This is a genomic window from Streptomyces sp. L2 (genome assembly GCF_004124325.1).
Classification (GTDB): Bacteria; Actinomycetota; Actinomycetes; order Streptomycetales; family Streptomycetaceae; genus Streptomyces.
In genome coordinates this window covers 6,509,956-6,529,114 of record NZ_QBDT01000001.1, presented here as the reverse complement: position 1 = coordinate 6,529,114, position 19,159 = coordinate 6,509,956, and the positions used below count along the sequence as shown (strand labels likewise).

At 71.8% G+C, this 19,159-nt stretch carries 20 protein-coding genes; 10 read left to right on the top strand and 10 right to left on the bottom strand.

From position 1 onward, the window contains the following. A complete protein-coding gene (locus DBP14_RS29285) occupies nucleotides 1–420 on the top strand; it encodes a hypothetical protein (protein WP_129310163.1) in 420 nt (139 codons plus the stop codon). 84 nt (nucleotides 421–504) lie between these two features. On the opposite strand, the gene DBP14_RS29280 is transcribed toward DBP14_RS29285, so the two are convergent. From DBP14_RS29280 to DBP14_RS29270, 3 genes are all read right to left on the bottom strand, one after another. Further along, a complete protein-coding gene (locus DBP14_RS29280; protein ID WP_129312148.1) occupies nucleotides 505–1,002 on the bottom strand; it encodes a GNAT family N-acetyltransferase in 498 nt (165 codons plus the stop codon). A 45-nt stretch (nucleotides 1,003–1,047) separates the two neighbouring features. Beyond that, nucleotides 1,048–1,554: a sigma-70 family RNA polymerase sigma factor gene (locus tag DBP14_RS29275; protein WP_129310161.1), complete on the bottom strand. Its 507-nt coding sequence runs from the start codon at nucleotides 1,552–1,554 to the stop codon at nucleotides 1,048–1,050. Between the two features lie 102 nt (nucleotides 1,555–1,656). Then, nucleotides 1,657–2,835: a glycerophosphodiester phosphodiesterase gene (locus DBP14_RS29270; protein ID WP_129310159.1), complete on the bottom strand. Its 1,179-nt coding sequence runs from the start codon at nucleotides 2,833–2,835 to the stop codon at nucleotides 1,657–1,659. A gap of 297 nt (nucleotides 2,836–3,132) precedes the next feature. Here DBP14_RS29270 and DBP14_RS29265 point away from each other — a divergent pair, with 297 nt between their 5' ends. Then, on the top strand, nucleotides 3,133–3,855 hold the full coding sequence (locus DBP14_RS29265) for a lysophospholipid acyltransferase family protein (protein WP_129310157.1): 723 nt from the start codon (nucleotides 3,133–3,135) through the stop codon (nucleotides 3,853–3,855). Between the two features lie 86 nt (nucleotides 3,856–3,941). Here the strand turns inward: DBP14_RS29265 and DBP14_RS29260 are convergent, their stop codons facing one another. The 5 genes from DBP14_RS29260 to DBP14_RS29240 all read right to left on the bottom strand — a co-directional run bounded on the left by DBP14_RS29260 (nucleotide 3,942) and on the right by DBP14_RS29240 (nucleotide 10,006). Further along, complete coding sequence (locus DBP14_RS29260; RefSeq protein WP_129310155.1) at nucleotides 3,942–5,465, bottom strand: MFS transporter; 1,524 nt, start codon at nucleotides 5,463–5,465, stop codon at nucleotides 3,942–3,944. Then, a complete protein-coding gene (locus DBP14_RS29255) occupies nucleotides 5,462–6,013 on the bottom strand; it encodes a TetR/AcrR family transcriptional regulator (protein ID WP_241741064.1) in 552 nt (183 codons plus the stop codon). The genes DBP14_RS29260 and DBP14_RS29255 overlap by 4 nt, the downstream gene beginning before the upstream one ends. Nucleotides 6,014–6,093: 80 nt before the next feature. Then, on the bottom strand, nucleotides 6,094–7,065 hold the full coding sequence (locus DBP14_RS29250; protein WP_129310151.1) for an aldo/keto reductase: 972 nt from the start codon (nucleotides 7,063–7,065) through the stop codon (nucleotides 6,094–6,096). Between the two features lie 205 nt (nucleotides 7,066–7,270). Further along, a complete protein-coding gene (argH, locus tag DBP14_RS29245) occupies nucleotides 7,271–8,704 on the bottom strand; it encodes an argininosuccinate lyase (RefSeq protein ID WP_129310149.1) in 1,434 nt (477 codons plus the stop codon). Between the two features lie 108 nt (nucleotides 8,705–8,812). Continuing rightward, nucleotides 8,813–10,006 (bottom strand): argininosuccinate synthase, encoded by a 1,194-nt coding sequence (locus tag DBP14_RS29240; protein ID WP_129310147.1) that lies wholly within the window; start codon nucleotides 10,004–10,006, stop codon nucleotides 8,813–8,815. A 140-nt stretch (nucleotides 10,007–10,146) separates the two neighbouring features. Here DBP14_RS29240 and DBP14_RS29235 point away from each other — a divergent pair, with 140 nt between their 5' ends. Both DBP14_RS29235 and DBP14_RS29230 read left to right on the top strand, forming a co-directional pair. Next, nucleotides 10,147–10,734: a pyridoxamine 5'-phosphate oxidase family protein gene (locus DBP14_RS29235; protein ID WP_129310145.1), complete on the top strand. Its 588-nt coding sequence runs from the start codon at nucleotides 10,147–10,149 to the stop codon at nucleotides 10,732–10,734. 3 nt (nucleotides 10,735–10,737) lie between these two features. Continuing rightward, entirely contained in the window at nucleotides 10,738–11,439 is a 702-nt protein-coding gene (locus tag DBP14_RS29230; RefSeq protein ID WP_129310143.1) for a L,D-transpeptidase family protein, read from the top strand. Between the two features lie 26 nt (nucleotides 11,440–11,465). On the opposite strand, the gene DBP14_RS29225 is transcribed toward DBP14_RS29230, so the two are convergent. Continuing rightward, complete coding sequence (locus tag DBP14_RS29225; RefSeq protein WP_129310141.1) at nucleotides 11,466–12,941, bottom strand: HAMP domain-containing sensor histidine kinase; 1,476 nt, start codon at nucleotides 12,939–12,941, stop codon at nucleotides 11,466–11,468. Continuing rightward, the gene (locus DBP14_RS29220; protein ID WP_129310139.1) at nucleotides 12,941–13,678 is read right to left on the bottom strand and encodes a response regulator transcription factor; all 738 of its coding nucleotides are present in this window, start codon (nucleotides 13,676–13,678) and stop codon (nucleotides 12,941–12,943) included. The genes DBP14_RS29225 and DBP14_RS29220 overlap by 1 nt, the downstream gene beginning before the upstream one ends. A 153-nt stretch (nucleotides 13,679–13,831) precedes the next feature. On the opposite strand from DBP14_RS29220, the gene DBP14_RS29215 reads away from it, so the two are divergent. The 6 genes from DBP14_RS29215 (at nucleotide 13,832) to DBP14_RS36245 (ending at nucleotide 19,157) form a co-directional block, all read left to right on the top strand. Further along, the gene (locus DBP14_RS29215; protein WP_129310137.1) at nucleotides 13,832–15,184 is read left to right on the top strand and encodes a ferredoxin reductase family protein; all 1,353 of its coding nucleotides are present in this window, start codon (nucleotides 13,832–13,834) and stop codon (nucleotides 15,182–15,184) included. Between the two features lie 61 nt (nucleotides 15,185–15,245). Then, a complete protein-coding gene (locus DBP14_RS29210) occupies nucleotides 15,246–15,716 on the top strand; it encodes an FMN-binding protein (RefSeq protein ID WP_129310135.1) in 471 nt (156 codons plus the stop codon). Nucleotides 15,717–15,775: 59 nt separating this feature from the next. Next, nucleotides 15,776–17,158, top strand: coding sequence for a ferredoxin reductase family protein (locus DBP14_RS29205; protein ID WP_164992427.1), 1,383 nt, complete (start codon nucleotides 15,776–15,778; stop codon nucleotides 17,156–17,158). A 28-nt stretch (nucleotides 17,159–17,186) separates the two neighbouring features. Beyond that, nucleotides 17,187–18,083 (top strand): FMN-binding protein, encoded by an 897-nt coding sequence (locus DBP14_RS29200; RefSeq protein WP_129310133.1) that lies wholly within the window; start codon nucleotides 17,187–17,189, stop codon nucleotides 18,081–18,083. Between the two features lie 55 nt (nucleotides 18,084–18,138). Further along, complete coding sequence (locus DBP14_RS29195; RefSeq protein ID WP_129312146.1) at nucleotides 18,139–18,879, top strand: FAD:protein FMN transferase; 741 nt, start codon at nucleotides 18,139–18,141, stop codon at nucleotides 18,877–18,879. A gap of 128 nt (nucleotides 18,880–19,007) precedes the next feature. Continuing rightward, nucleotides 19,008–19,157: a hypothetical protein gene (locus DBP14_RS36245; RefSeq protein WP_164992426.1), complete on the top strand. Its 150-nt coding sequence runs from the start codon at nucleotides 19,008–19,010 to the stop codon at nucleotides 19,155–19,157. The last annotated feature ends 2 nt before the right edge of the window (nucleotides 19,158–19,159 follow it).

The window sequence follows — 19,159 nt, the reverse complement described above, 5'->3', positions numbered from 1 at the left end:
GTGACGGCCGTACGGGAGAAGCCGGCCCGGTTGATCAGCGGGCCGGGCATGCTGCTCGTCTGGTTCTACGGCGTGATGGTGGTCGGCGCGGTGTCGCGGTCCGCCTACCAGATCGGGACGGACTTCCAGCGGGCGCCGCTCGCCTACTCCCTGTCCGCCGTGGCCGGTGTCGTGTACGTATTCATCACCTACACGCTGATCCGCGGCGGCGAGCGGGCGCGCCGGGCGGCACTGGTGTGCTGTGCCGCCGAGCTGGCGGGGGTGCTGGTCGTGGGGACGTGGACGCTGGTGGAGCCGTCGGCGTTTCCGGACGCGACCGTGTGGTCGGACTACGGGATGGGGTACGTCTTCATTCCGGTGCTGTTGCCTTTGTCGGCGATGTACTGGCTTCGGGCGGCGCGGTCCGGGCGGGGTGGCTGAGGGCGCGTTGGCGGGTGCGGGTGCGTTGTGGCTTGTCGCGCAGTTCCCCGCGCCCCTTTGGGGCGCCCCCGGGGGGGCGCTCCCTCAGGCCGTCGCCGCGTAGGCGTTTGACTGCTTCTCCAGCACGATCATTTCCACGCCGTCTGCTCCCTTGGCGCGGCCGACCGTTTCGTAGCCGACTCGGCGGTAGAGGCGGAGGTTGCCCTCGCTGCGGTGGCCGGCGTGCAGGCGGAAGCGGGTGGCGCCGCGCTGTTCGGACAGGGCGGTCTCGACCGCGCGCAGCAGCCGGGCTCCGATGCCGTGGCCCTGCAGGCGGGGGTGGACGCAGAGCCGGCCGATGGCGGCCGCGCCGTCCTCGGTGAGCCGGCCGCGCACGGAGCCGACGACCTCGTCACCGAGCCGGGCGACGAAGACGCAGTCCGCGGCGACCTCCTGGCGGACCGAGTCGAGGGTCTGCACGAGCGGGGCGATGCGGTAGTTGCCGTACAACGCCGCCTCGCTCTGGAAGCACAGGTACTGGAGCTTGAAGACCTGCTCCGCGTCCTGCTCGGTCGCCGCCGAGATGATCACGCTCATGCCCATGTGCGCACGCCTCCCGCTCACCTGATCACCTGTTGTCCCCCACTCCTATCCCCGCACTTCGCGTGCCGCAACCTCCGGCGTGAGCAATCGCCGGAGACATCCCAGACATCTGGAGCGTTCCGGTCCGAGACTGCCCTGTGAGATACCCAACTCGCCCGCGATCTCCCGGTAGGTCAGGTCCTTCGGTGAGAGCAGTGCCTCCATCAGGCGGGGGCAGCGGCCGGGGAGGCGGCGGACGGCGTCGCGCAGCGCCCGGTGCCGGGCGGCCGTGAGGACGATCTGCTCGGGGCCGGGCCGGGTGTCACGGGGAGGCTCGACGCCGTAGGGCCGTTCGACTCGGGTCGTACGACGGCTGCGGCGGGCCTCCGCGCGTACGGCCTTGCGCAGCCAGCCCTCCGGGTCCCGGGGCGGACCGTCCGCCTCCAGGCGCTCCAGAAGGCGGAGCCAGACCGCCTGCTCCAGATCGCTCGGCTCGTCACCGGAGGCATATGCCTCGGCGGAGGCCTCGGCGGTGAGCAGGGGGCGCAGCGCGGCTACCAGGTCGGGCGTCATATGCGGAACGACGCGCCGCCCCGGCGGAGAGTTGCCGGGGCGGCGGCGAGACACCCCGAAGGAGGGGCGCAGCGGACAGGTGGTTGACGCGGATGGGCCGGGTCAGCCGTCGAGGAAGTCGGCGCGGGCGAGTACGGCGGTGTCGGCGTTGTCGGTGAAGACGCCGTCGATGCCGGTGGCGAAGTAGGTCCGGAAGGCGCCGAAGGCGTCTCCGTAGCCGTCGGGCGCGTCGCCCTTGCGGAACTCGGCGGGCAGGAAGGGGTTCTCGTTGCGCATCGTGTAGGGGTGCAGGACCAGGCCCGCCTCGTGCGCGTCGGCGACCAGCGTGGTCGGTGTGCCGAGGGTGCCGTCGGCCTTCTTGGGGATGACGAGGTCCAGGGTCGGTCCGATGCCCTGTGCGTAGCCGGCGATCTCCCTGAGGCCCTCGGGGGTGATCAGGTCGGCAACCGTGCGCGGGTCGCCCGAGACGACAAAGTCGTACGGGCGGCTGTCCGCGGAGGAGAGCAGGACCACGAGCGGGTTGCCGACGAGCCGGTTCAGCCGCTGGATGCTGGTCGGCTCGAAGGACTGCAGGATGACGGGTGCGTGCCGGCCGTCCTTGCCGTGTCTGCGCAGCGCCTTCGCGACCCGCTCCTCCAGGCCGAGGCCGAGCGCCCGGAAATAGGTGGGGTGCTTGGTCTCGGGGTAGATGAAGACCTGTTTGCCCCGCTTGCGGGTCTGCTCGTCCTGCCATCTCAGCACCTCTTCGAAGGTGGGGATCTCCCAGCGCCCGTCGTAGAGGGTGTTGTGCGGCCGGTTGGCGGGGATGCGCTCGACGGCCCGGAGGGTCTTCAGTTCGGCGAGGGTGAAGTCCTCGGTGAACCAGCCGGTGGTGGGCACCCCGTCGAGGGTCTTGGTGGTCCTGCGGCCGGCGAACTCCGGGTGGTCGGCGACGTCGGTGGTGCCGCCGATCTCCGGCTCGTGCCGGCAGACGAGGTGACCGTCCCGGGTGGGCACCAGGTCCCCGGCCTCCACCACGTCGGCCCCCAGGTCGAGGGCGAGTTCGTACGACCCGAAGGTGTGCTCGGGGCGGTAGCCGGCGGCGCCCCGGTGACCGATGACCGTCGGCACCGGCAGGCTTCCCAGCCCCCGGCCGCCGTGTCCGGCCGGCCGGGCCTGCGCCGCTCCCGCCGTTCCGGGAAGCCCGAGGACCGCCCCGCCCGCGCCGAGCACGGCGGCGCCGAGCAGCGCCCGCCGTCCCGTGCCCCGCGCCGTCCCGTTCACCTGATCGTCCCTGTGCATGAGCGCCTCCTGCCTGCCGTCGGTGCGTCTACGCGCGGCCGATCGTAGGGGCGTGGGCATGACGGGCGGGAGACCGCGTGCCGAACACGCGGGTGACGCCGAGTGTCCGCTGAGCGGCGGGACCTGACGGCCCGTCGGCCCCCCTCGGCGCGGTGGCGGCGCGATGTCCGTCACACCGCCCGTCGAGGGGCCACGGGGGGCAAGGGGGTGCCGCCGCAGGTAAACCCGTGTCAACAGTGCGTAAGACATCGGTGAACCGGGCGTACCCGATGTGCGCTTCCCCGGGAGCCGCGAGTAATGTCCTCACCTGCACAGACACATATCGCTCACTCGACATCGGAGGACCCGTTGTCCCGCTTCGCGCTCATCAAGGCAGTGCTCGGACCGATCATGCGCCTGATGTTCCGCCCACAGGTGGAGGGTGCGAAGAACATCCCGGGTGACGGTCCCGTCATCCTGGCGGGCAACCATCTGACGTTCATCGACTCGATCATCCTGCCGATCGTCTGCGACCGTCAGGTCTTCTTCATCGGCAAGGACGAGTACGTCACCGGCAAGGGCCTCAAGGGCCGGCTCATGGCCTGGTTCTTCACCGGCGTCGGCATGATCCCCGTGGACCGCGACGGCGGCCGGGGCGGGGTCGCCGCGCTCATGACCGGGCGCCGGGTGCTGGAGGAGGGCCGGGTGTTCGGGATCTACCCCGAGGGGACCCGGTCCCCCGACGGCCGGCTGTACCGGGGCCGTACCGGCATCGCGCGGCTGACGCTGATGACGGGGGCGCCGGTGGTGCCGTTCGCGATGATCGGTACGGACAAGCTGCAGCCGGGGGGTGCGGGGATGCCGCGTCCCGGGAAGGTGACGGTGCGGTTCGGTGAGGCGATGGAGTTCTCCCGGTACGAGGGGATGGATCGGGACCGGTACGTGCTGAGGGCGGTCACCGATTCTGTGATGGCTGAGGTTATGCGGTTGTCTGGGCAGGAGTATGTGGATATGTACGCGACTAAGGCCAAGGCCGCGTAGGGCCGCCGGCGGTTCGGTCGCGTTTCGGGTGCGGGTGCGTTGTGGTTGTTCGCGCAGTTCCCCGCGCCCCTGACGGGGCGCTTCGCTCAGACCTCGTTTTCCAGTTTCTGTTGCTTCAGTAGGAACCAGGCCGCCAGGGCCGTTGCCAGGAGTACCGCTGCTCCCGCTGCCGAGGCGAGTTGCAGGCCGTCGACGAATGAGGTGCGGGCTGCTTCCAGCATGTGCTGGGCGGGGGCGGTCGGCATGGTCTTCGACGCCTCCACCGCCGCGCCCAGGGATTCGTGGGCCGCTTCGGGGGTGCCCGTCGGGCCCGTGAAGTCGCGGTAGACGCCTGTGACGATGGAGCCGAGCAGGGCGATGCCCAGGGCGGCGCCGAGTTCGTAGGCCGTTTCGGAGACCGCTGAGGCCGCGCCCGCCTGGTCCTTGGGGACGCTGGAGAGGATGACGTCGGCCGTGACGGTGAAGGAGAAGCCGGCGCCGATTCCGACGACGAGGAGGGCGGCGCCGAGGAGCGGGTAGCCCGTCGAGCGGTCCAGGGTGGTGAGGACGGCCAGGGCCAGGCCCACCGCGGCCAGGCCGCCGGAGACCACCGCGCGGACCGAGAAGCGGCGGGCCGCACGGCCCGCGACCAGGCCCGCGGCCACCGCGCCGACGGCGGCGGGCAGTTCCGCCAGGCCCGCCTCGAAGGGGTGCCTGCCCTGGACGAGTTGCAGGTACTGGGAGAGGAAGAACACCAGGCCGGACATGCCGAGCACGGTCAGCAGGTCGGCCAGGACCGCCCCGCTGAAGCCACGGCTGCGGAACAGCCGCATGTCGAGCAGCGGGATGGGCATGGTCAGCTGGCGGTGCACGAAGCCGTACAGGGCCGCCGCTCCCAGCAGGCCCACGGCGAGGCTGGGCAGGGCGAACCCGTGGGTCGCCGTCTCCTTGACCGCGTAGACCACGGCGATCATGCCGACCAGGGACAGCAGCACGCTGGTCAGGTCCCAGGGGCCTGGGGCGGGGTTCCTGGACTCGGGGAGGGTGCGGACGCCGACGAGGACCAGGACCGCCATCACCGGCAGGTTGATCAGGAAGACCGACCCCCACCAGAAGTGCTCCAGCAGGAAGCCGCCCGCGATCGGGCCGACGGCGGTGCCGGCGGACGCGGTGGCACCCCAGATGCCGACGGCGAGGCTGCGCTCGCGCGGGTCGTGGAAGATGTTGCGGATCAGGGCGAGGGTGGCGGGCATCAGGGTCGCGCCGGCGACGCCGAGCAGCGCCCGTGCCGCGATCATCAGTTCGGGTGTCGTCGCGTAGGCGTTGAGGACCGATATCGCGCCGAACGCCGTGGCGCCGACGAGCAGGATCCGCTTGCGGCCGATGCGGTCGCCGAGGCTGCCCATGGAGACGAGCAGTCCGGCGATGACGAAGGAGTAGACGTCGCCGATCCACAGCAGCTGCGTGCCGGTGGGGCGCAGGTCCTCGCTGATGTACGGGGTCGCCAGGCCGAGGACGGTCGCGTCGACGGCCACCAGCAGCACGGCCAGGACGAGGACGGACAGCGCGAGCCAGCGGCCCGGGCGCTTCTCCGTCTCGACCGTGCCGGCCGGCTGCAGGGTGCTGGTCATGGTTCCTCTCTCCGTAGTGCGCCGCCGAGCAGCAGCTCGACGATCATGTGGTGGAAGTCGTTGGGGGCGACCTTGCCGCTCTGTACGACCCAGGCGGCCGAGGCCATCAGTCCGAACAGGGCCTCCGTCAGCCAGGGGGGCGTGAGGTCGATGCGGAACTCGCCGCCCTGCTGGCCGCGCCGGAACAGCGCGGCGATGCGGGTGTCGAGGCGGGCCCAGCCCGCGTGCTGCCCGTCCCCCTCGAACAGCTGGTTCTCGGTGTAGAGGAAGGACAGCAGCCCGGCCGCGGGTTCCAGTTCCCGCACCAGCCGCCGTACGGCCTCGCTCGCGGGCCCCTCGTCCAGGCGGGCCGCGTCCAGCGCCGCCTCGCACTCCGCGATGCCGAGCGCCTCCAGGGCGCGGACGAGCGCGTCACGCCCGGCGAAGTGCCGGTGCAGCGTGGCCCGGCTGATGCCGGCGGCCCTGGCGACCTCGTCCATGGTCGCGGTGGACTTGCGGGTCAGGAGGGCCGCGGCGCTGCGCAGCACGTGGTCACGATCGACGGCCATGAGACAAGCGTAGCGCATGTGAGACATCTTTGTCTCACGATGGGCGTGCGCGTCTCATGGTGGGGTGTTCGCGGTGTCTTTCAGTGCCAGGGCAGCTGTGCCCGCCGCTCCCAGTAGACGTGCGGGTCCTCCGCGAGGCCGGCGAGGCGCTCCAGATGGCCGTCGTCGAGGTCCACGGCGGGTGCGTGGAGGTTGGAGGCGAGCTGGGTGACGGTCGCGGCGCCGGAGAGGACGACGCCCGACCACGGCTGGCGCAGGACAAGGGCGAGGGCTACGGCGTCGCAGCCGAGGGAGGTCTCGTCGGCCACGGCCCTCAGGGCTTCCGGTGCGTGCGGTGCCGCGAGCCGGCCGTTGGCCATGCCCTCCTTGACGATCACGGTGAGCCCGGCGTCGTGCGCCTCGGCGAGAGCGGGCCCCGCCGAGGTCTCCAGGGCGTTGTAGGTCGACTGGACGGTACGGAAGAGGGGCGCGCCGTCGACGGTCACGGCGAGGGCCGCGCGGATCGCGTCGGCCTGGGCGGGGCCGCTGGTGGAGAAGCCGATGGTCAGGCCCCCGGCGGCGGCCTCGGCGAGCCGCGCGTGCAGTTCCTTGTCGGTGAGCGCCGGGCTGTCCGGGGTCACCGAGTGGATCTGGTAGAGGTCGAGCCGGTCGCCGAGCAGTTCGCCGGTCTCGGCGCGCTGGCGCTCGTAGGTGGCGAGGCCGTGGTCCTTGACCTCGTGCGTCTCGGCGTCCGCCGACCAGCCGGCGGTGTAGGTGTAGCCCCACTTGCTGCCGACGACCACGTCGTCGAGGCCGGGGCGGGCGGCCAGCCAGTCGGCGAGGAACTCCTCAGAACGGCCGTAGGAACGGGCGACGTCGACGTAGCGGACGCCTTGGGCGTAGGCGGCGTCGAGGAGTTCATGGGTACGGGTGCGGAGCGCGTCCGCGCTGCGGTTCGCTCCGAGGTCCTCGTCCCGGCCCAGCGTGATGTAGCCGGGGCGGCCGACTGCGGCGAGGCCCAGGCCCAGGTGGCAGGTGGGGGTTGTCGCTGTCGCCAGGCGGGCGAAGGGCATCGCGGGCTCCGTTCGGTCGGATCCGGTACGGGTTCGGTTCGACCAACGTAAGCCCGCGATGCCCTTGGGTTGCGCCTACGGGGGTGGTTCGTGCGGTGCCTTTGGCGAGTGCGGGTGCGTTGTGCTTCTCGCGCCCACGCGGCGGAGCCGCACATCGATACAGCCCCGCGCCCCTTTTGGGGCGCTGCAACTCAGCGGTGTTGGATCAGCGCTGCTTCTTGGCGTTGACCCACGTGTGCTGCCGGGCCACGTTCTGCTTCAGTTCTGTCAGTTGGATGGCTACCGCGCTCGGGGCTGTGCCGCCCCTGCCGTCGCGGGAGGCCAGGGCGCCGGGGACGTTGAGGACGGTGCGGACCTCGGGGGTGAGGTGGGGGGAGATCTTGGCGAACTGTTCGTCCGTGAGGTCGTCCAGTTCCTTGCCGTCGGCCTCGGCGACCTTCACGCACTCGCCGGCGACCTCGTGCGCCACCCGGAACGGCACGCCCTGCTTGACCAGCCACTCGGCGATGTCGGTGGCGAGGGAGAAGCCGGCCGGGGCCAGTTCCTCCATGCGCTCGCGGTTCACCGTGAGGGTGGCCATCATGCCGGTGAAGGCCGGGAGGAGGACCTCCAGCTGGTCGCAGGAGTCGAAGACCGGCTCCTTGTCCTCCTGGAGGTCCCGGTTGTAGGCGAGGGGCAGCGCCTTCAGGGTCGCAATGAGGCCGGTGAGGTTGCCGATCAGGCGGCCGGACTTGCCCCGGGCCAGCTCGGCGATGTCCGGGTTCTTCTTCTGCGGCATGATCGACGAGCCCGTGGAGAACGCGTCGTGCAGGGTCACGAAGGAGAACTCCTTCGTGTTCCAGATGATGACCTCCTCGGCGATCCGGGAGAGGTTCACGCCGATCATCGCGGTGATGAAGGCGAACTCGGCCACGAAGTCACGCGAGGCCGTGCCGTCGATGGAGTTGGCGACGCTGCCGTGCTCGAAGCCGAGGTCCTTCGCCACCGCCTCCGGGTCCAGGCCGAGGGAGGAGCCGGCCAGGGCGCCCGAGCCGTACGGCGACACCGCCGTGCGCTCGTCCCACTGGCGCAGCCGCTCCGCGTCCCGGGACAGGGACTGGACGTGGGCCAGCACGTGGTGGGCGAACAGGACCGGCTGGGCGTGCTGGAGGTGGGTGCGGCCGGGCATGGCCACGTCCGGGTGGGCCTCGGCCAGGCCGACCAGGGCGTCCTGGAGGTCGGCGATCAGGCCGCCGATGATCCGGGCGTGGTCGCGCAGGTACATCCGGAAGAGGGTGGCCACCTGGTCGTTGCGGGACCGGCCGGCGCGCAGTTTGCCGCCGAGGTCGGGGCCGAGCCGCTCCAGCAGACCGCGCTCCAGGGCGGTGTGGACGTCCTCGTCGGCGATGGTGCCCACGAACGAGCCGTCGGCGACGTCGGCCTCCAGCTGGTCGAGTCCGGCCAGCATCCGGGTCAGTTCGTCGTCCGTGAGGAGCCCCGCCTTGTGCAGCACGCGCGCGTGGGCACGGGAACCGGCGATGTCGTACGGCGCCAGCCGCCAGTCGAAGTGGACGGACGCGGACAGCTTCGCCAGGGCCTCGGCGGGACCGTCGGCGAAACGGCCGCCCCAGAGCCGTACGTCACCGCTGTTGCTGCTCACTACCTGCGCTCCTCAGAAAAGGGTGATGTCAGCGCCCCGAAGGGGCGCGGGAAACGGCGCGACCAGCCACATACGACCCGCACCGTTCACCGCGCCGCAACGGAACTCTCAGGCAAGATCCCGCTTGGCGGCGATCTTCGACGACAGGCTGTAGATGTCGATGAACCCCTTCGCCGCCGCCTGGTCGAACGTGTCGCCCGTGTCGTACGTGGCCAGGTTGAAGTCGTACAGCGACGACTCCGAGCGCCGGCCGGTGACGACCGCGCGGCCGCCGTGCAGGGTCATCCGGACGTCGCCGGAGACGTGCTGGTTGGCCTCGTTGATGAAGCCGTCCAGGGCGCGCTTGAGCGGGGAGAACCACTGGCCGTCGTAGACCAGCTCGCCCCAGCGCTGCTCGACCTGCCGCTTGTAGCGGGCCAGCTCGCGCTCGACGGTGACGTTCTCCAGCTCCTGGTGGGCGGTGATCAGGGCGATCGCGCCGGGGGCCTCGTAGACCTCGCGGGACTTGATGCCGACGAGACGGTCCTCGACCATGTCGATCCGGCCGATGCCCTGGCCGCCGGCCCGCTCGTTGAGCTGCTGGATGGCCTGGAGCACGGTGACGGGCTTGCCGTCGACGGCGACCGGGACGCCTTCCTTGAAGGTGATGACGACCTCGTCGGCCTCGCGCGGGGTGGCCGGGTTGGAGGTGTACTCGTAGATGTCCTCGATCGGGGCGTTCCAGATGTCCTCCAGGAAGCCCGTCTCGACGGCACGCCCGAAGACGTTCTGGTCGATGGAGTACGGGGACTTCTTGGTGGTGGCGATCGGGAGCTGCTTGGCCTCGCAGAAGGCGATCGCCTTGTCCCGGGTCATCGCGTAGTCGCGGACGGGGGCGATGCACTTCAGGTCGGGGGCGAGGGCGACGATGCCGGCCTCGAAGCGGACCTGGTCGTTGCCCTTGCCGGTGCAGCCGTGGGCGACCGTGGTGGCGCCGTGCTTCTTGGCGGCGGCGACGAGGTGCTTGACGATCGTCGGCCGGGAGAGGGCGGAGACCAGCGGGTAGCGGTCCATGTACAGGGCGTTGGCCTTGATCGCCGGGAGGCAGTACTCGTCGGCGAACTCGTCCTTGGCGTCGGCGACCTCGGCCTCGACGGCGCCGCACGCGAGGGCGCGCTTGCGGATGACGTCCAGGTCCTCGCCGCCCTGGCCGACGTCGACCGCAACGGCGATGACCTCGGCGCCCGTCTCCTCGGCGATCCAGCCGATGGCGACGGAGGTGTCCAGACCGCCTGAGTAGGCGAGTACGACGCGCTCGGTCACGGGTTTCTCCTCACAGTGCATTCGCTGACATGCATGAGTATGCAGAACTCCGCATGATTCGTCAATCAGGGCGCGCCCGGGAGTCTCCCGCACGATATTTACTTAGACAGGCGAAGGATCTCCGCCGATAATCACCTGCCATGGGAAAGACCTATGAGCGCATAGACGGCAGGCTCCGGACCTTCATCGAGGAGCAGCCCCTCTTCTTCACAGCCACCGCACCGCTGTCCGGCGACGGCACGGTCAACCTCTCGCCCAAGGGCCTCAAGGGCTCCTTCGCCGTCCTCGACGAACTCACCGTCGCCTACCTCGACTTCGCCGGCTCCAACGCCGAGACGATCGCGCACCTGCGGGAGAACGGGCGGATCACCCTCATGTGGTGCGCCTTCCAGGGGCCGCCGAACATCGTGCGCGTGCACGGCCGGGGAGAGCCGGTCTTCCGCGACGACCCGCGCTTCCCGGAGCTGCTGAGTCATTTCCCCGGCATCGACGCCGGCACGCACGGGCTGCGCGCGGTCATCGTGGTGCACGCCGGCCTGGTGCGGGACACGTGTGGCTACACCCTGCCCTTCATGGCGTACGAGGAGGACCGCGATCTGCACGGGAAGCGGTTCGCGCGGGAGGACGACGCATCGCTGAACGCCTACTTCGAGAAGAAGGAGCACGTCGCGACGAGCCTGGATGGCCTACCCGGGCTGCCGCTCCCCCTGCCGCCCTCTAGCGTCTGAGCCATGCGCCCCGGTCTCGCCCTCGCCCTCGTCTCCGCGTCCGTCGCCTGCCTGCTCGGTGCGGCGCCGGGGGCGGAACCGCCACTGCCGGAGCGGCTGGCGAACACCGGGGGCGGAACCCAGCTGATCGTCGCCCAGGCCCCGCGAACCGACTCGACGTCCGGCACGGTCAGCTGGTGGGACCTGCGTGACGGCCGGTGGGTACGCGCCGGATCGGCACCGGCGCGGTTCGGGGCCAACGGGCTGGTCGAGGGCACGTCACGCAAGCAGGGCACGAACACCACACCGACCGGGCTCTACGACATTCCGTTCGGCTTCGGCATCGAGGCGCCGCCGAGCGGTACGACCGTCGAGTACCGGCCGGTGCTGGAGAGTTCGTGGTGGTGCGAGGACACCGCGTCCCGCGCCTACAACCGCTGGGTCGATCCGCTGCCGTCGGACTGCCGGGGCGCCGAGTCCGAGCACCTGGTGTCCTACCGGCCGCAGTACTCGTACGGGCTCGCCATCGGGTTCAACTACCAGCGGCCCGTGCGGGGGCGGGGGGCCGGGATCTTTCTGCACGTCAACGGGCGGGGGGCGACGGCGGGGTGTGTGTCGGTGCCCTATTCCGACATGCGGCGGATTGTCCAGTGGGCCGAACCTTCCAAGGAGCCGCACATCGCCGTCGGGACGGCCGGCGGGGCTACGGCGGTCACCCGGTACTGAGCCTCTGTGCGCGGTTCCCCGCGCCCCTACGTGGGTTCACTGGTCGGAAGTTCAACGGTGAACGTCGTCGCGCCCGGGCTGCTCTCCAGCTCCACGCTCCCCCCGTGCGCCTCCGCCACCGCCGCCACGATCGACAGGCCCAGGCCCGCTCCGCCGCCCGGGGCGTGGGGGCGGCGGCGGTGTTCCGCGCGGGTGAAGCGTTCGAAGACGTGGGGCCGGATGTCCTCCGGGACGCCGGGACCGTCGTCGTGCACGACGAGGCGGGCCCCCTCCGGGCCGGAGTCCAGGGTCACCGTCACCTTGGTGCCCACGGGTGTGTGCAAACGGGCGTTGGCCAACAGGTTGGCCAACACCTGGTGCAGGCGGTGGGCGTCGCCGGTGACCGTGACCGGTTCCTCGGGGAGGTCCAGGGTCCAGCCGTGCCCGGGGCCCGCCGCACGCGCGTCCGTGACCGCGTCCAGCACCAGGCGGGTGAGGTCGACCGGCAGGGACTCCAGCGGGCGGCCGGCGTCCAGGCGGGCCAGCAGGAGCAGGTCGTCGACCATCTCCCCCATCCGGGCCGACTCGGCCGTGATCCGCTCCAGCGCCCGCGTGACCTCCGGCGGCACCGGCCCCGGATGCAGCAACGCCAGCTCGGCGTGGCCGCGCACCGACGCGACCGGGGTGCGCAGCTCGTGGCTGGCGTCGGCCGCGAACCGGCGCAGCCGCTCCTCGCTCGCGTGCCGCTTGGTCAGGGCGTCCTCGACGTGGCCGAGCATGCGGTTGACGGCGGCGGCCACCCGGCCCACCTCACCGTGCGGGTCGGACTCGGGCACCCGCGCGGGCAGCGCGACCTCCCCACTGGCGAGCGGGAGTTCACTGACCCGGGTGGCGGTGGCCGCGACCCGGCTCAGCGGGCGCAGCGACCAGCGGACCCAGCCGGCACCGGCCACGCCGGCCACCACCAGGGCGAGGCCGAAGACGATCCCGGCCACCAGTTCCAGCCGGTGGACGGCGGCCTGCACGGACTCCAGGGGGAGGCCGACGATCAGGACGTCCCCGTCGCGGCCGGGGCGGGCGAGGACCCGGTAGTCGTGGAGGGCGGACAGTTCGACCGTGTGCGGTCTGCTGTCGGCGGGCAGGGCGGCGAGGCGCGCGCGGTCGGTGGCCGTGAGGTTCACGCCGAGGTCGGCGGACGGGTCGCCGGAGCGGATCAGGCCCTTGTTGGTGATGACGCCGTGCACCAGGCGTGCGCCGAAGGTGCCGGTGGCCTGGCGGCGGGTGTCGCCGTACTCGTCGCCGTCGTGGTCGTCCGGGACCAGGCCCTGGTGTTCCAGGCTCTCCGGGAACCGGGTGCCGACCTGGACGAGCTGTTCGTCGAGGCGCTGGGTGAGAAAGCCGTTCAGCTCCACGACCGCGGCCAGGCCGACGGCGGCGCAGCTCACGGCGAGCAGCACCACCAGGCCGAAGGTGAGGCGGGCGCGCAGGGTGCGGGGGCGGGGCAGGTGCCGTACGGAGCGCATCAGGCCGCCGGCTTCAGGACGTAGCCGGCGCCGCGCACCGTGTGGATCATGGGTTCGCGGCCGGCGTCGACCTTCTTGCGCAGGTAGGAGATGTACAGCTCGACGACATGGGCCCGGCCGCCGAAGTCGTACGACCAGACGCGGTCGAGGATCTGGGCCTTGCTCAGGACACGGCGGGGGTTGCGCATGAGGAAGCGCAGGAGTTCGAACTCGGTCGGGGAGAGTTCGATCAGCTCGCCGGAGCGGGTCACCTCGCGGGCCTCCTCGTCCATGACCAGGTCGCCGACGGCCAGCCGCGGCCCCTCCTCCGCCTGGCGGGCCATGCCGGCGCGGCGCAGGAGGCCGCGCAGCCGGGCGACGACCTCCTCCAAGCTGAAGGGTTTGGTGACGTAGTCGTCGCCGCCCGCGGTGATGCCGGCGATGCGGTCCTCGACCGCGTCCCGGGCGGTGAGGAAGAGCACACAGACGCCGGGCCGCACCTCGTGCAGCCGGCGCAGCACGGTGAAGCCGTCGGTGTCGGGGAGCATCACGTCCAGGACGACGGCGTCGGGCAGCAGCTCGCGCGCGGTGGCGACCGCCGAGACGCCGTCGCCGGCCCCGCGCACCTCCCAGCCCTCGTAGCGCAGGGCCCCGGTGAGCACCTCGGCGAGGTCGGGGTCGTCGTCGACGACGAGGACGCGGAGCGGGGTGCCGTCGGGTCGGGTGAGGGCCGGGCGGCCGGAGCGGGTCGTGTTCATCGCGTCTCCAGCATCGCTCCTGCGGGGTGGCGGGGGTCGCCGGGGCCCCTTCTGAGTTTGTTGTGAATGTGCTCCGGACGGGTCCGCTGAGAGGTTCCTCAGAGCTGCGCGCCGCACAGTGGCAGGGCCGACGGACGAAGGGAACGACGACTGATGACCACCGTGGACGCGAGGCGGGCGGCCCCGCCGCTGCCCCCGGCCGTACGGCGTTCCCCGGCAGGGCCGGTGCTGGCGCTGCTGTGGGCGGGGGCGGCGGGCGTGGTCGCGCTGTGGTGGGCGGACACCGGGTCCGTGGTGGGGACGGCGGGCGTGCTGACCGGTGCCGGCCGGATCGCCGGGCTGCTGTGCGGCTACGCGTGCGCGGTGCTGGTCGCCCTGATGGCGCGGGCTCCGCTGCTGGAGAACCGGATCGGCTCGGACCGGGTCGCGCGCTGGCACGCCATGGCCGGCCGGTACACGGTCTGTCTGCTCGTGGCGCACATCACACTGATCCTCTCCGGGTACGCCGCGCAGGACGGTGCCTCGCTGTGGCACGAGGCGGTGACCGTCGTCCTGGACTACCCGGACATGCTCAAGGCCACCGCCGGCACGCTGATCCTGTTCGCCGTCGGCATCACCTCGGCGCGGGCCGTGCGCCGCCGCACCCGTCACGAGTTCTGGTACTACGTCCACCTGCTGACGTACGCGGCGGTGTTCCTGGCCTTCTTCCACCAGCTGACCCTGGGGGACGAGTTCAACGGCGAGCCGGTGGCGACCGCCGTCTGGTACGCCCTGTACCTGGGGGCCGCGGCCCTGGTGCTGTGGTTCCGGGTGCTGGCGCCGGTCCGGCTGAACCGGCGGCACCGGCTGCGCGTGGAGTCGGTGCACCGGGAGGCGCCGGGTGTGTACTCCGTCGTCGTGCGGGGGCGGCACCTGGACGAACTGGGGGCGCGGCCGGGACAGTTCTTCCGCTGGCGGTTCCTCGGGGAGGGGATGCGCTGGACGTCGACGCCGTACTCGCTGTCGGCGCCGGTGCGCCCGGACCTGCTGCGGATCACCGTCAAGGCGCTCGGCGACCACAGCGCGGCCGTGCCGCTCCTGCGGCCCGGCACCAGGGTGTGGGCGGAGGGGCCGTACGGCTCCCTCACCGCGGACCGGATATCGAGTCACCGCACGCTGCTGATCGCCGCCGGGGTGGGCATCACCCCGCTGCGGGCCCTGTTCGAGACCCTGCCCGGCGAGGTCACCCTGCTGTACCGGGCGCGGGGTGCGGAGGACCTGGCGCTGGGCGGTGAGCTGGAGGCGATCGCCCGTTGGCGCGGCGCGCAGGTGCGGTACGCGCTCAACGGGCCGCGGGGGCAGCGCCCGCCGATCACCGCGGAGTCGCTGCGCGCGGCCTTCCCGGGGCTGTCCGGCCACGACGTCTATGTCTGCGGCCCGCACGGCTTCGCCCAGGAGGTGTACGGGGCGCTGCGGGCGGCGGGGGTGCCCGACCGCCGTATCCACCACGAGTCGTTCGAGCTGTGAGGGCGCCGCGCGTCATGACCGTCCTCATCATGAGTGTCCTGCGAGAGGTGCGAGGCCCGCTGTGCACGCGTTGAACAAGAACCGTCCCTTCCGCCGCATCGTGCTGGCGAGCGCGGCCACCGTCTCCGGGATGGTGCTGCTGCTGTCACTGAAGCCGCACACGACACCGACGGTGGTGACGGCGAACGCCAAGCCGCCTTCCTCGTCGAGCAGTTCGGCCACCGGTGCGGACGACTCCCCGGCCGCCGCCTCGGGGACGAAGACCGCCACCGGCGAGACGGTCCAGACCCGCTGGGGACCGGTCCGTGTGCGGGTGACCCTCACGAACGGGCGGCTCACCGACGTCACGGCCGTCAGCTACCCGGAGGACAACCCGCGCGACCAGGAGATCAACAGCTACGCCCTGCCCCAGCTGCGGCGCGAGGCGCTGGCGGCGCAGAGCGCGCGGATCGACACGGTGTCCGGGGCGACCTACACCAGCGACGGTTACCGCCAGTCACTCCAGTCCGCGCTGGACTCGGCGGGCGTCTGAACACGGAGCGGGGCCGGTGCGTATCAGTGGGCCATGGGTCAAGTCCCCACGGAGGAACCGTGACCACCACGCTCGCGGGCGGACGTGCCGCCCGACGACAGACGATGCGCCGCATCCGCCCACGCCGCTCCCCGGCCGTCCCGCTGCTGATCGCCGTATGGGCGGGCGCGGCGGCCGTGCTGTGGCTCTGGTGGCAGAACACGCCGTCCATCGCCGACGACAACGGGAGAATCCTCAACGCGGGCCGGATCACCGGCCTGCTGGCGGGCTACCTGATGGCCCTGGTCGTGCTCCAGATGGCGCGCGTGCCCGCCCTGGAGCGGCGCGTCGGCTCCGACCGGGTGGCCCGCTGGCACGCGATGAGCGGCCGGTACACCCTGTGCCTGGTCCTCGCGCACGTCTTCCTCATCATGTGGGGGTACGCGCTCCAGGCCGGCAAGTCGCTCGGCGACATCGTCGGGCAGACCGTCGACTCCGTCGAACAGCTGCCGGACATGGGCAAGGCCGCGATCGGCACGGGCCTGCTGCTGGTGATCGGGCTGACCTCGGTCGGCGTGGTCCGCCGCCGGCTGCCCTACGACGGCTGGTACCACGTCCACCTGATGACGTACGCGGCGGTGTTCCTGACGTTCTGGCACCAGATCAGCACGGGCAACGACTTCGCGCTGACCCCGGTCGCGAAGACCTTCTGGTACGGCCTCTACGGCTCGGTCACCGCGCTGGTCGTGTGGTACCGGATCCTCACCCCGGTCCGGCTGAACCTGCGTCACCGGATGCGGGTGGAGGCCGTCGTCGAGGAGACGCCGGGCATCGTGTCGGTGCTGATCGGCGGACGGAGGCTGCACCGGATGGGCGCGGAGGCGGGCCAGTTCTTCCGCTGGCGGTTCCTCTCCCCCGGCATGCGGTTCAGCTCGCACCCGTACTCGCTGTCGGCGGCGCCCCGCCCGGACATGCTGCGGATCACGGTGAAGGCGATCGGCGACCACAGCGCCCGGCTGCGGGAGCTGGAGCCGGGCACCCGGGTGTGGGCGGAGGGGCCGTACGGGGCGCTGACCGCGCAGCGCCGCAGCCGCGGCAAGGTGCTGCTGGTCGCGGGCGGGGTCGGCATCACGCCCATGCGGGCGCTGTTCGAGACGCTGCCCGGGGCGGCCGGTGACATCACGCTGCTGTACCGGGCCAACACCACGCAGGACCTGGCCCTGTGGGACGAGCTGGCGGCGATCGCCGAGGAGCGGGGCGCCCGGCTGATGTACGCGGTGAACAGCCCGGAGGGCGAGCGGCCGGACATCTCCGCGGAGAACCTGGAGCGGAAGATCCCGGACATCGACCGGCACGACGTCTTCCTGTGCGGGCCGCCCGGCTTCGCGCAGTCGGTGTACGAGGCACTGCGCGGCGCGGGGGTTCCCGCCCGCCGCATCCATCACGAGTCGTTCGAGATGTGAGCGACGGACGAACGGGAGCTTGGAAGAGATGAGGAAGAGCCACCCCCTCCGGCGTGTCGTGCTGGCCGGCGCCGCCACCGTGTCCGGGGTCGTGCTGCTGCTGTCGCTGAAGCCCGCGGGCAACGCGGCCCCGGCGACGGCGGCCGGCGGGGCCCCGCAGCGCTCGGCGGCCGGGCAGGAGTCACCGCAGGGCGGAGCCCAGGGCGGGGTACGGCCCGGCGGCACCGGGACGGTCACGGGGGACGCGACGCAGACCCAGTACGGGACCGTGCAGGTGCGGCTCACCGTCAGCGACGGGAAGATCACCAAGGCGGAGGCGGTGCAGGCGCCCAAGGGCGGGATCAGCGACCAGAAGACCGCGCTCGCCGTGCCGAAGCTCAACCAGGAGGCGGTGACGGCCCAGAGCGCGCGGATCGACGCGGTGTCCGGGGCGACGTACACGAGCGACGGGTACAAGGAGTCGCTGCAGTCGGCGCTGGACAAGGTGAAGCCGGCCTCGTCCGGGTCCGGTGCGGGGTCGCCTTCAGGGTCGGGTGCCAAGTCCGGTTCGGGTTCAGGTGCAGCTTCCGGCTCGGGTGCAGCTTCCGGTTCAGGTTCCGGCTCCGGCTCCGGCTCCGGCTCAGCTTCCGGTTCAGGTTCCGGCTCCGCGCAGGGCCGTACCGTCACCGGGAAGGCCGTGCGGACCGACTACGGGACCGTGCAGGTCCGGATCACGGTCAGCGGGGGCAGGATCGTCAGGGCGGAGGCACTCCAGGCGCCCAAGGGCGGGATCAGCGACCAGAAGACCGCGCTCGCCGTGCCGAAGCTCAACGTGGAGGCGGTGACGACGGGGTCCGCGCACATCGACGCCGTGTCCGGGGCCACCTACACGAGCGACGGGTACAAGGAGTCGCTGCAGTCGGCGCTGGACCAGGCCGGTGTCTGACCCGGCGGCGGGGCCGGACGGCACTCCCGTCGCGGTGCGGCACGCGGAGGAGGTCATGGGCACCGTCTTCTCCTTCGACGTCCGCGGCGGGGAACCCGGTGCCGTACGGGCCGCGCTCCAGGAGGCGGTCGCGGGCCTGCACCGGGCCGACGCGCTGTTCAGCACCTACCGGCCGGACAGCGAGGTGTCCCGGCTCGCCCGGGGCGAACTGGCTCTGGGCGACTGCTCCCCCGACGTCACCGAGGTGCTGGAGCTGGCGGCCGAGGCGGAGCGGCTGAGCGAGGGCTGGTTCAGCACCCGGTACCGGGGCTCGCTCGACCCGACCGGCATCGTCAAGGGCTGGTCCGCGGAGCGGGCCGCGCGGGAGCTGGCCGAGGTCGACGGGGTGTGCGGGGTCAGCGTCAACGGCGGCGGGGATGTGCAGATGCTGGGTGCGCCGGAGCCGCAGCGGCCGTGGCGGATCGGGGTGGCCGATCCGCTCCGGCCGGGCGGGCTGGCGGCGGTGATCTCGGCCGCGGGGGTGGCCGAGTTGTCGGTGGCGACATCGGGCACGGCGGAGCGCGGGGACCACATCGTCGACCCGCGCACCGGCCGCTCGGCGGTCACGGACCTGGTCTCGGTCACCGTGGTGGGCCCCCGCCTGACCTTCGTGGACTGCTGGGCCACGGCCGCCTTCGCGATGGGGTCGCGAGCCGGCCTCGCCTGGCTGGAGTCCCTGCCGGACGTGGAGGCCCTGCTGATCACGGCGGGCGACGAGGTCCGCTGCACCGCGGGACTGGCCGACCGGCTGGGCTGAACAGGCGGAGAGGCGAACACCGCCCTCACCTGCGTCTTGTGATTTTCCTCCCGAAATTTCACCTGATTGGCCATCCGGGCGCACTCCTGCCTCGTATCACAGGTGTCGCATGTTTCGGGAGGAACACCATGGCGATCTTCAGCAGTCTCTTCCCGGCCAAGTTCGGCCACGATCGCAACGGAAAGGACACGACCTCTCAGGTCGACGACACGTCGATGCGCAGGCAGCGTCGGCGTCGCCGGACGAACCGCCACAACAACTCGGGTCACAAGTGGTGACC

What these genes read in the sequence shown, in the direction of transcription:
- DBP14_RS29195 (WP_129312146.1), top strand. Translation starts at nt 18,139, where the DNA reads ATGGGCACCGTCTTCTCCTTCGACGTCCGCGGCGGGGAACCCGGTGCC.
- DBP14_RS29275 (WP_129310161.1), bottom strand. Translation starts at nt 1,554, where the DNA reads ATGACGCCCGACCTGGTAGCCGCGCTGCGCCCCCTGCTCACCGCCGAG.
- DBP14_RS29230 (WP_129310143.1), top strand. Translation starts at nt 10,738, where the DNA reads ATGCGCCCCGGTCTCGCCCTCGCCCTCGTCTCCGCGTCCGTCGCCTGC.
- DBP14_RS29220 (WP_129310139.1), bottom strand. Translation starts at nt 13,678, where the DNA reads ATGAACACGACCCGCTCCGGCCGCCCGGCCCTCACCCGACCCGACGGC.
- DBP14_RS29265 (WP_129310157.1), top strand. Translation starts at nt 3,133, where the DNA reads ATGTCCTCACCTGCACAGACACATATCGCTCACTCGACATCGGAGGAC.
- DBP14_RS29255 (WP_241741064.1), bottom strand. Translation starts at nt 6,013, where the DNA reads ATGGCCGTCGATCGTGACCACGTGCTGCGCAGCGCCGCGGCCCTCCTG.
- DBP14_RS29260 (WP_129310155.1), bottom strand. Translation starts at nt 5,465, where the DNA reads ATGACCAGCACCCTGCAGCCGGCCGGCACGGTCGAGACGGAGAAGCGC.
- DBP14_RS29270 (WP_129310159.1), bottom strand. Translation starts at nt 2,835, where the DNA reads ATGCACAGGGACGATCAGGTGAACGGGACGGCGCGGGGCACGGGACGG.
- DBP14_RS29235 (WP_129310145.1), top strand. Translation starts at nt 10,147, where the DNA reads ATGGGAAAGACCTATGAGCGCATAGACGGCAGGCTCCGGACCTTCATC.
- DBP14_RS29280 (WP_129312148.1), bottom strand. Translation starts at nt 1,002, where the DNA reads ATGGGCATGAGCGTGATCATCTCGGCGGCGACCGAGCAGGACGCGGAG.
- DBP14_RS29200 (WP_129310133.1), top strand. Translation starts at nt 17,187, where the DNA reads ATGAGGAAGAGCCACCCCCTCCGGCGTGTCGTGCTGGCCGGCGCCGCC.
- DBP14_RS29250 (WP_129310151.1), bottom strand. Translation starts at nt 7,065, where the DNA reads ATGCCCTTCGCCCGCCTGGCGACAGCGACAACCCCCACCTGCCACCTG.
- DBP14_RS29215 (WP_129310137.1), top strand. Translation starts at nt 13,832, where the DNA reads ATGACCACCGTGGACGCGAGGCGGGCGGCCCCGCCGCTGCCCCCGGCC.
- DBP14_RS29225 (WP_129310141.1), bottom strand. Translation starts at nt 12,941, where the DNA reads ATGCGCTCCGTACGGCACCTGCCCCGCCCCCGCACCCTGCGCGCCCGC.
- DBP14_RS36245 (WP_164992426.1), top strand. Translation starts at nt 19,008, where the DNA reads ATGGCGATCTTCAGCAGTCTCTTCCCGGCCAAGTTCGGCCACGATCGC.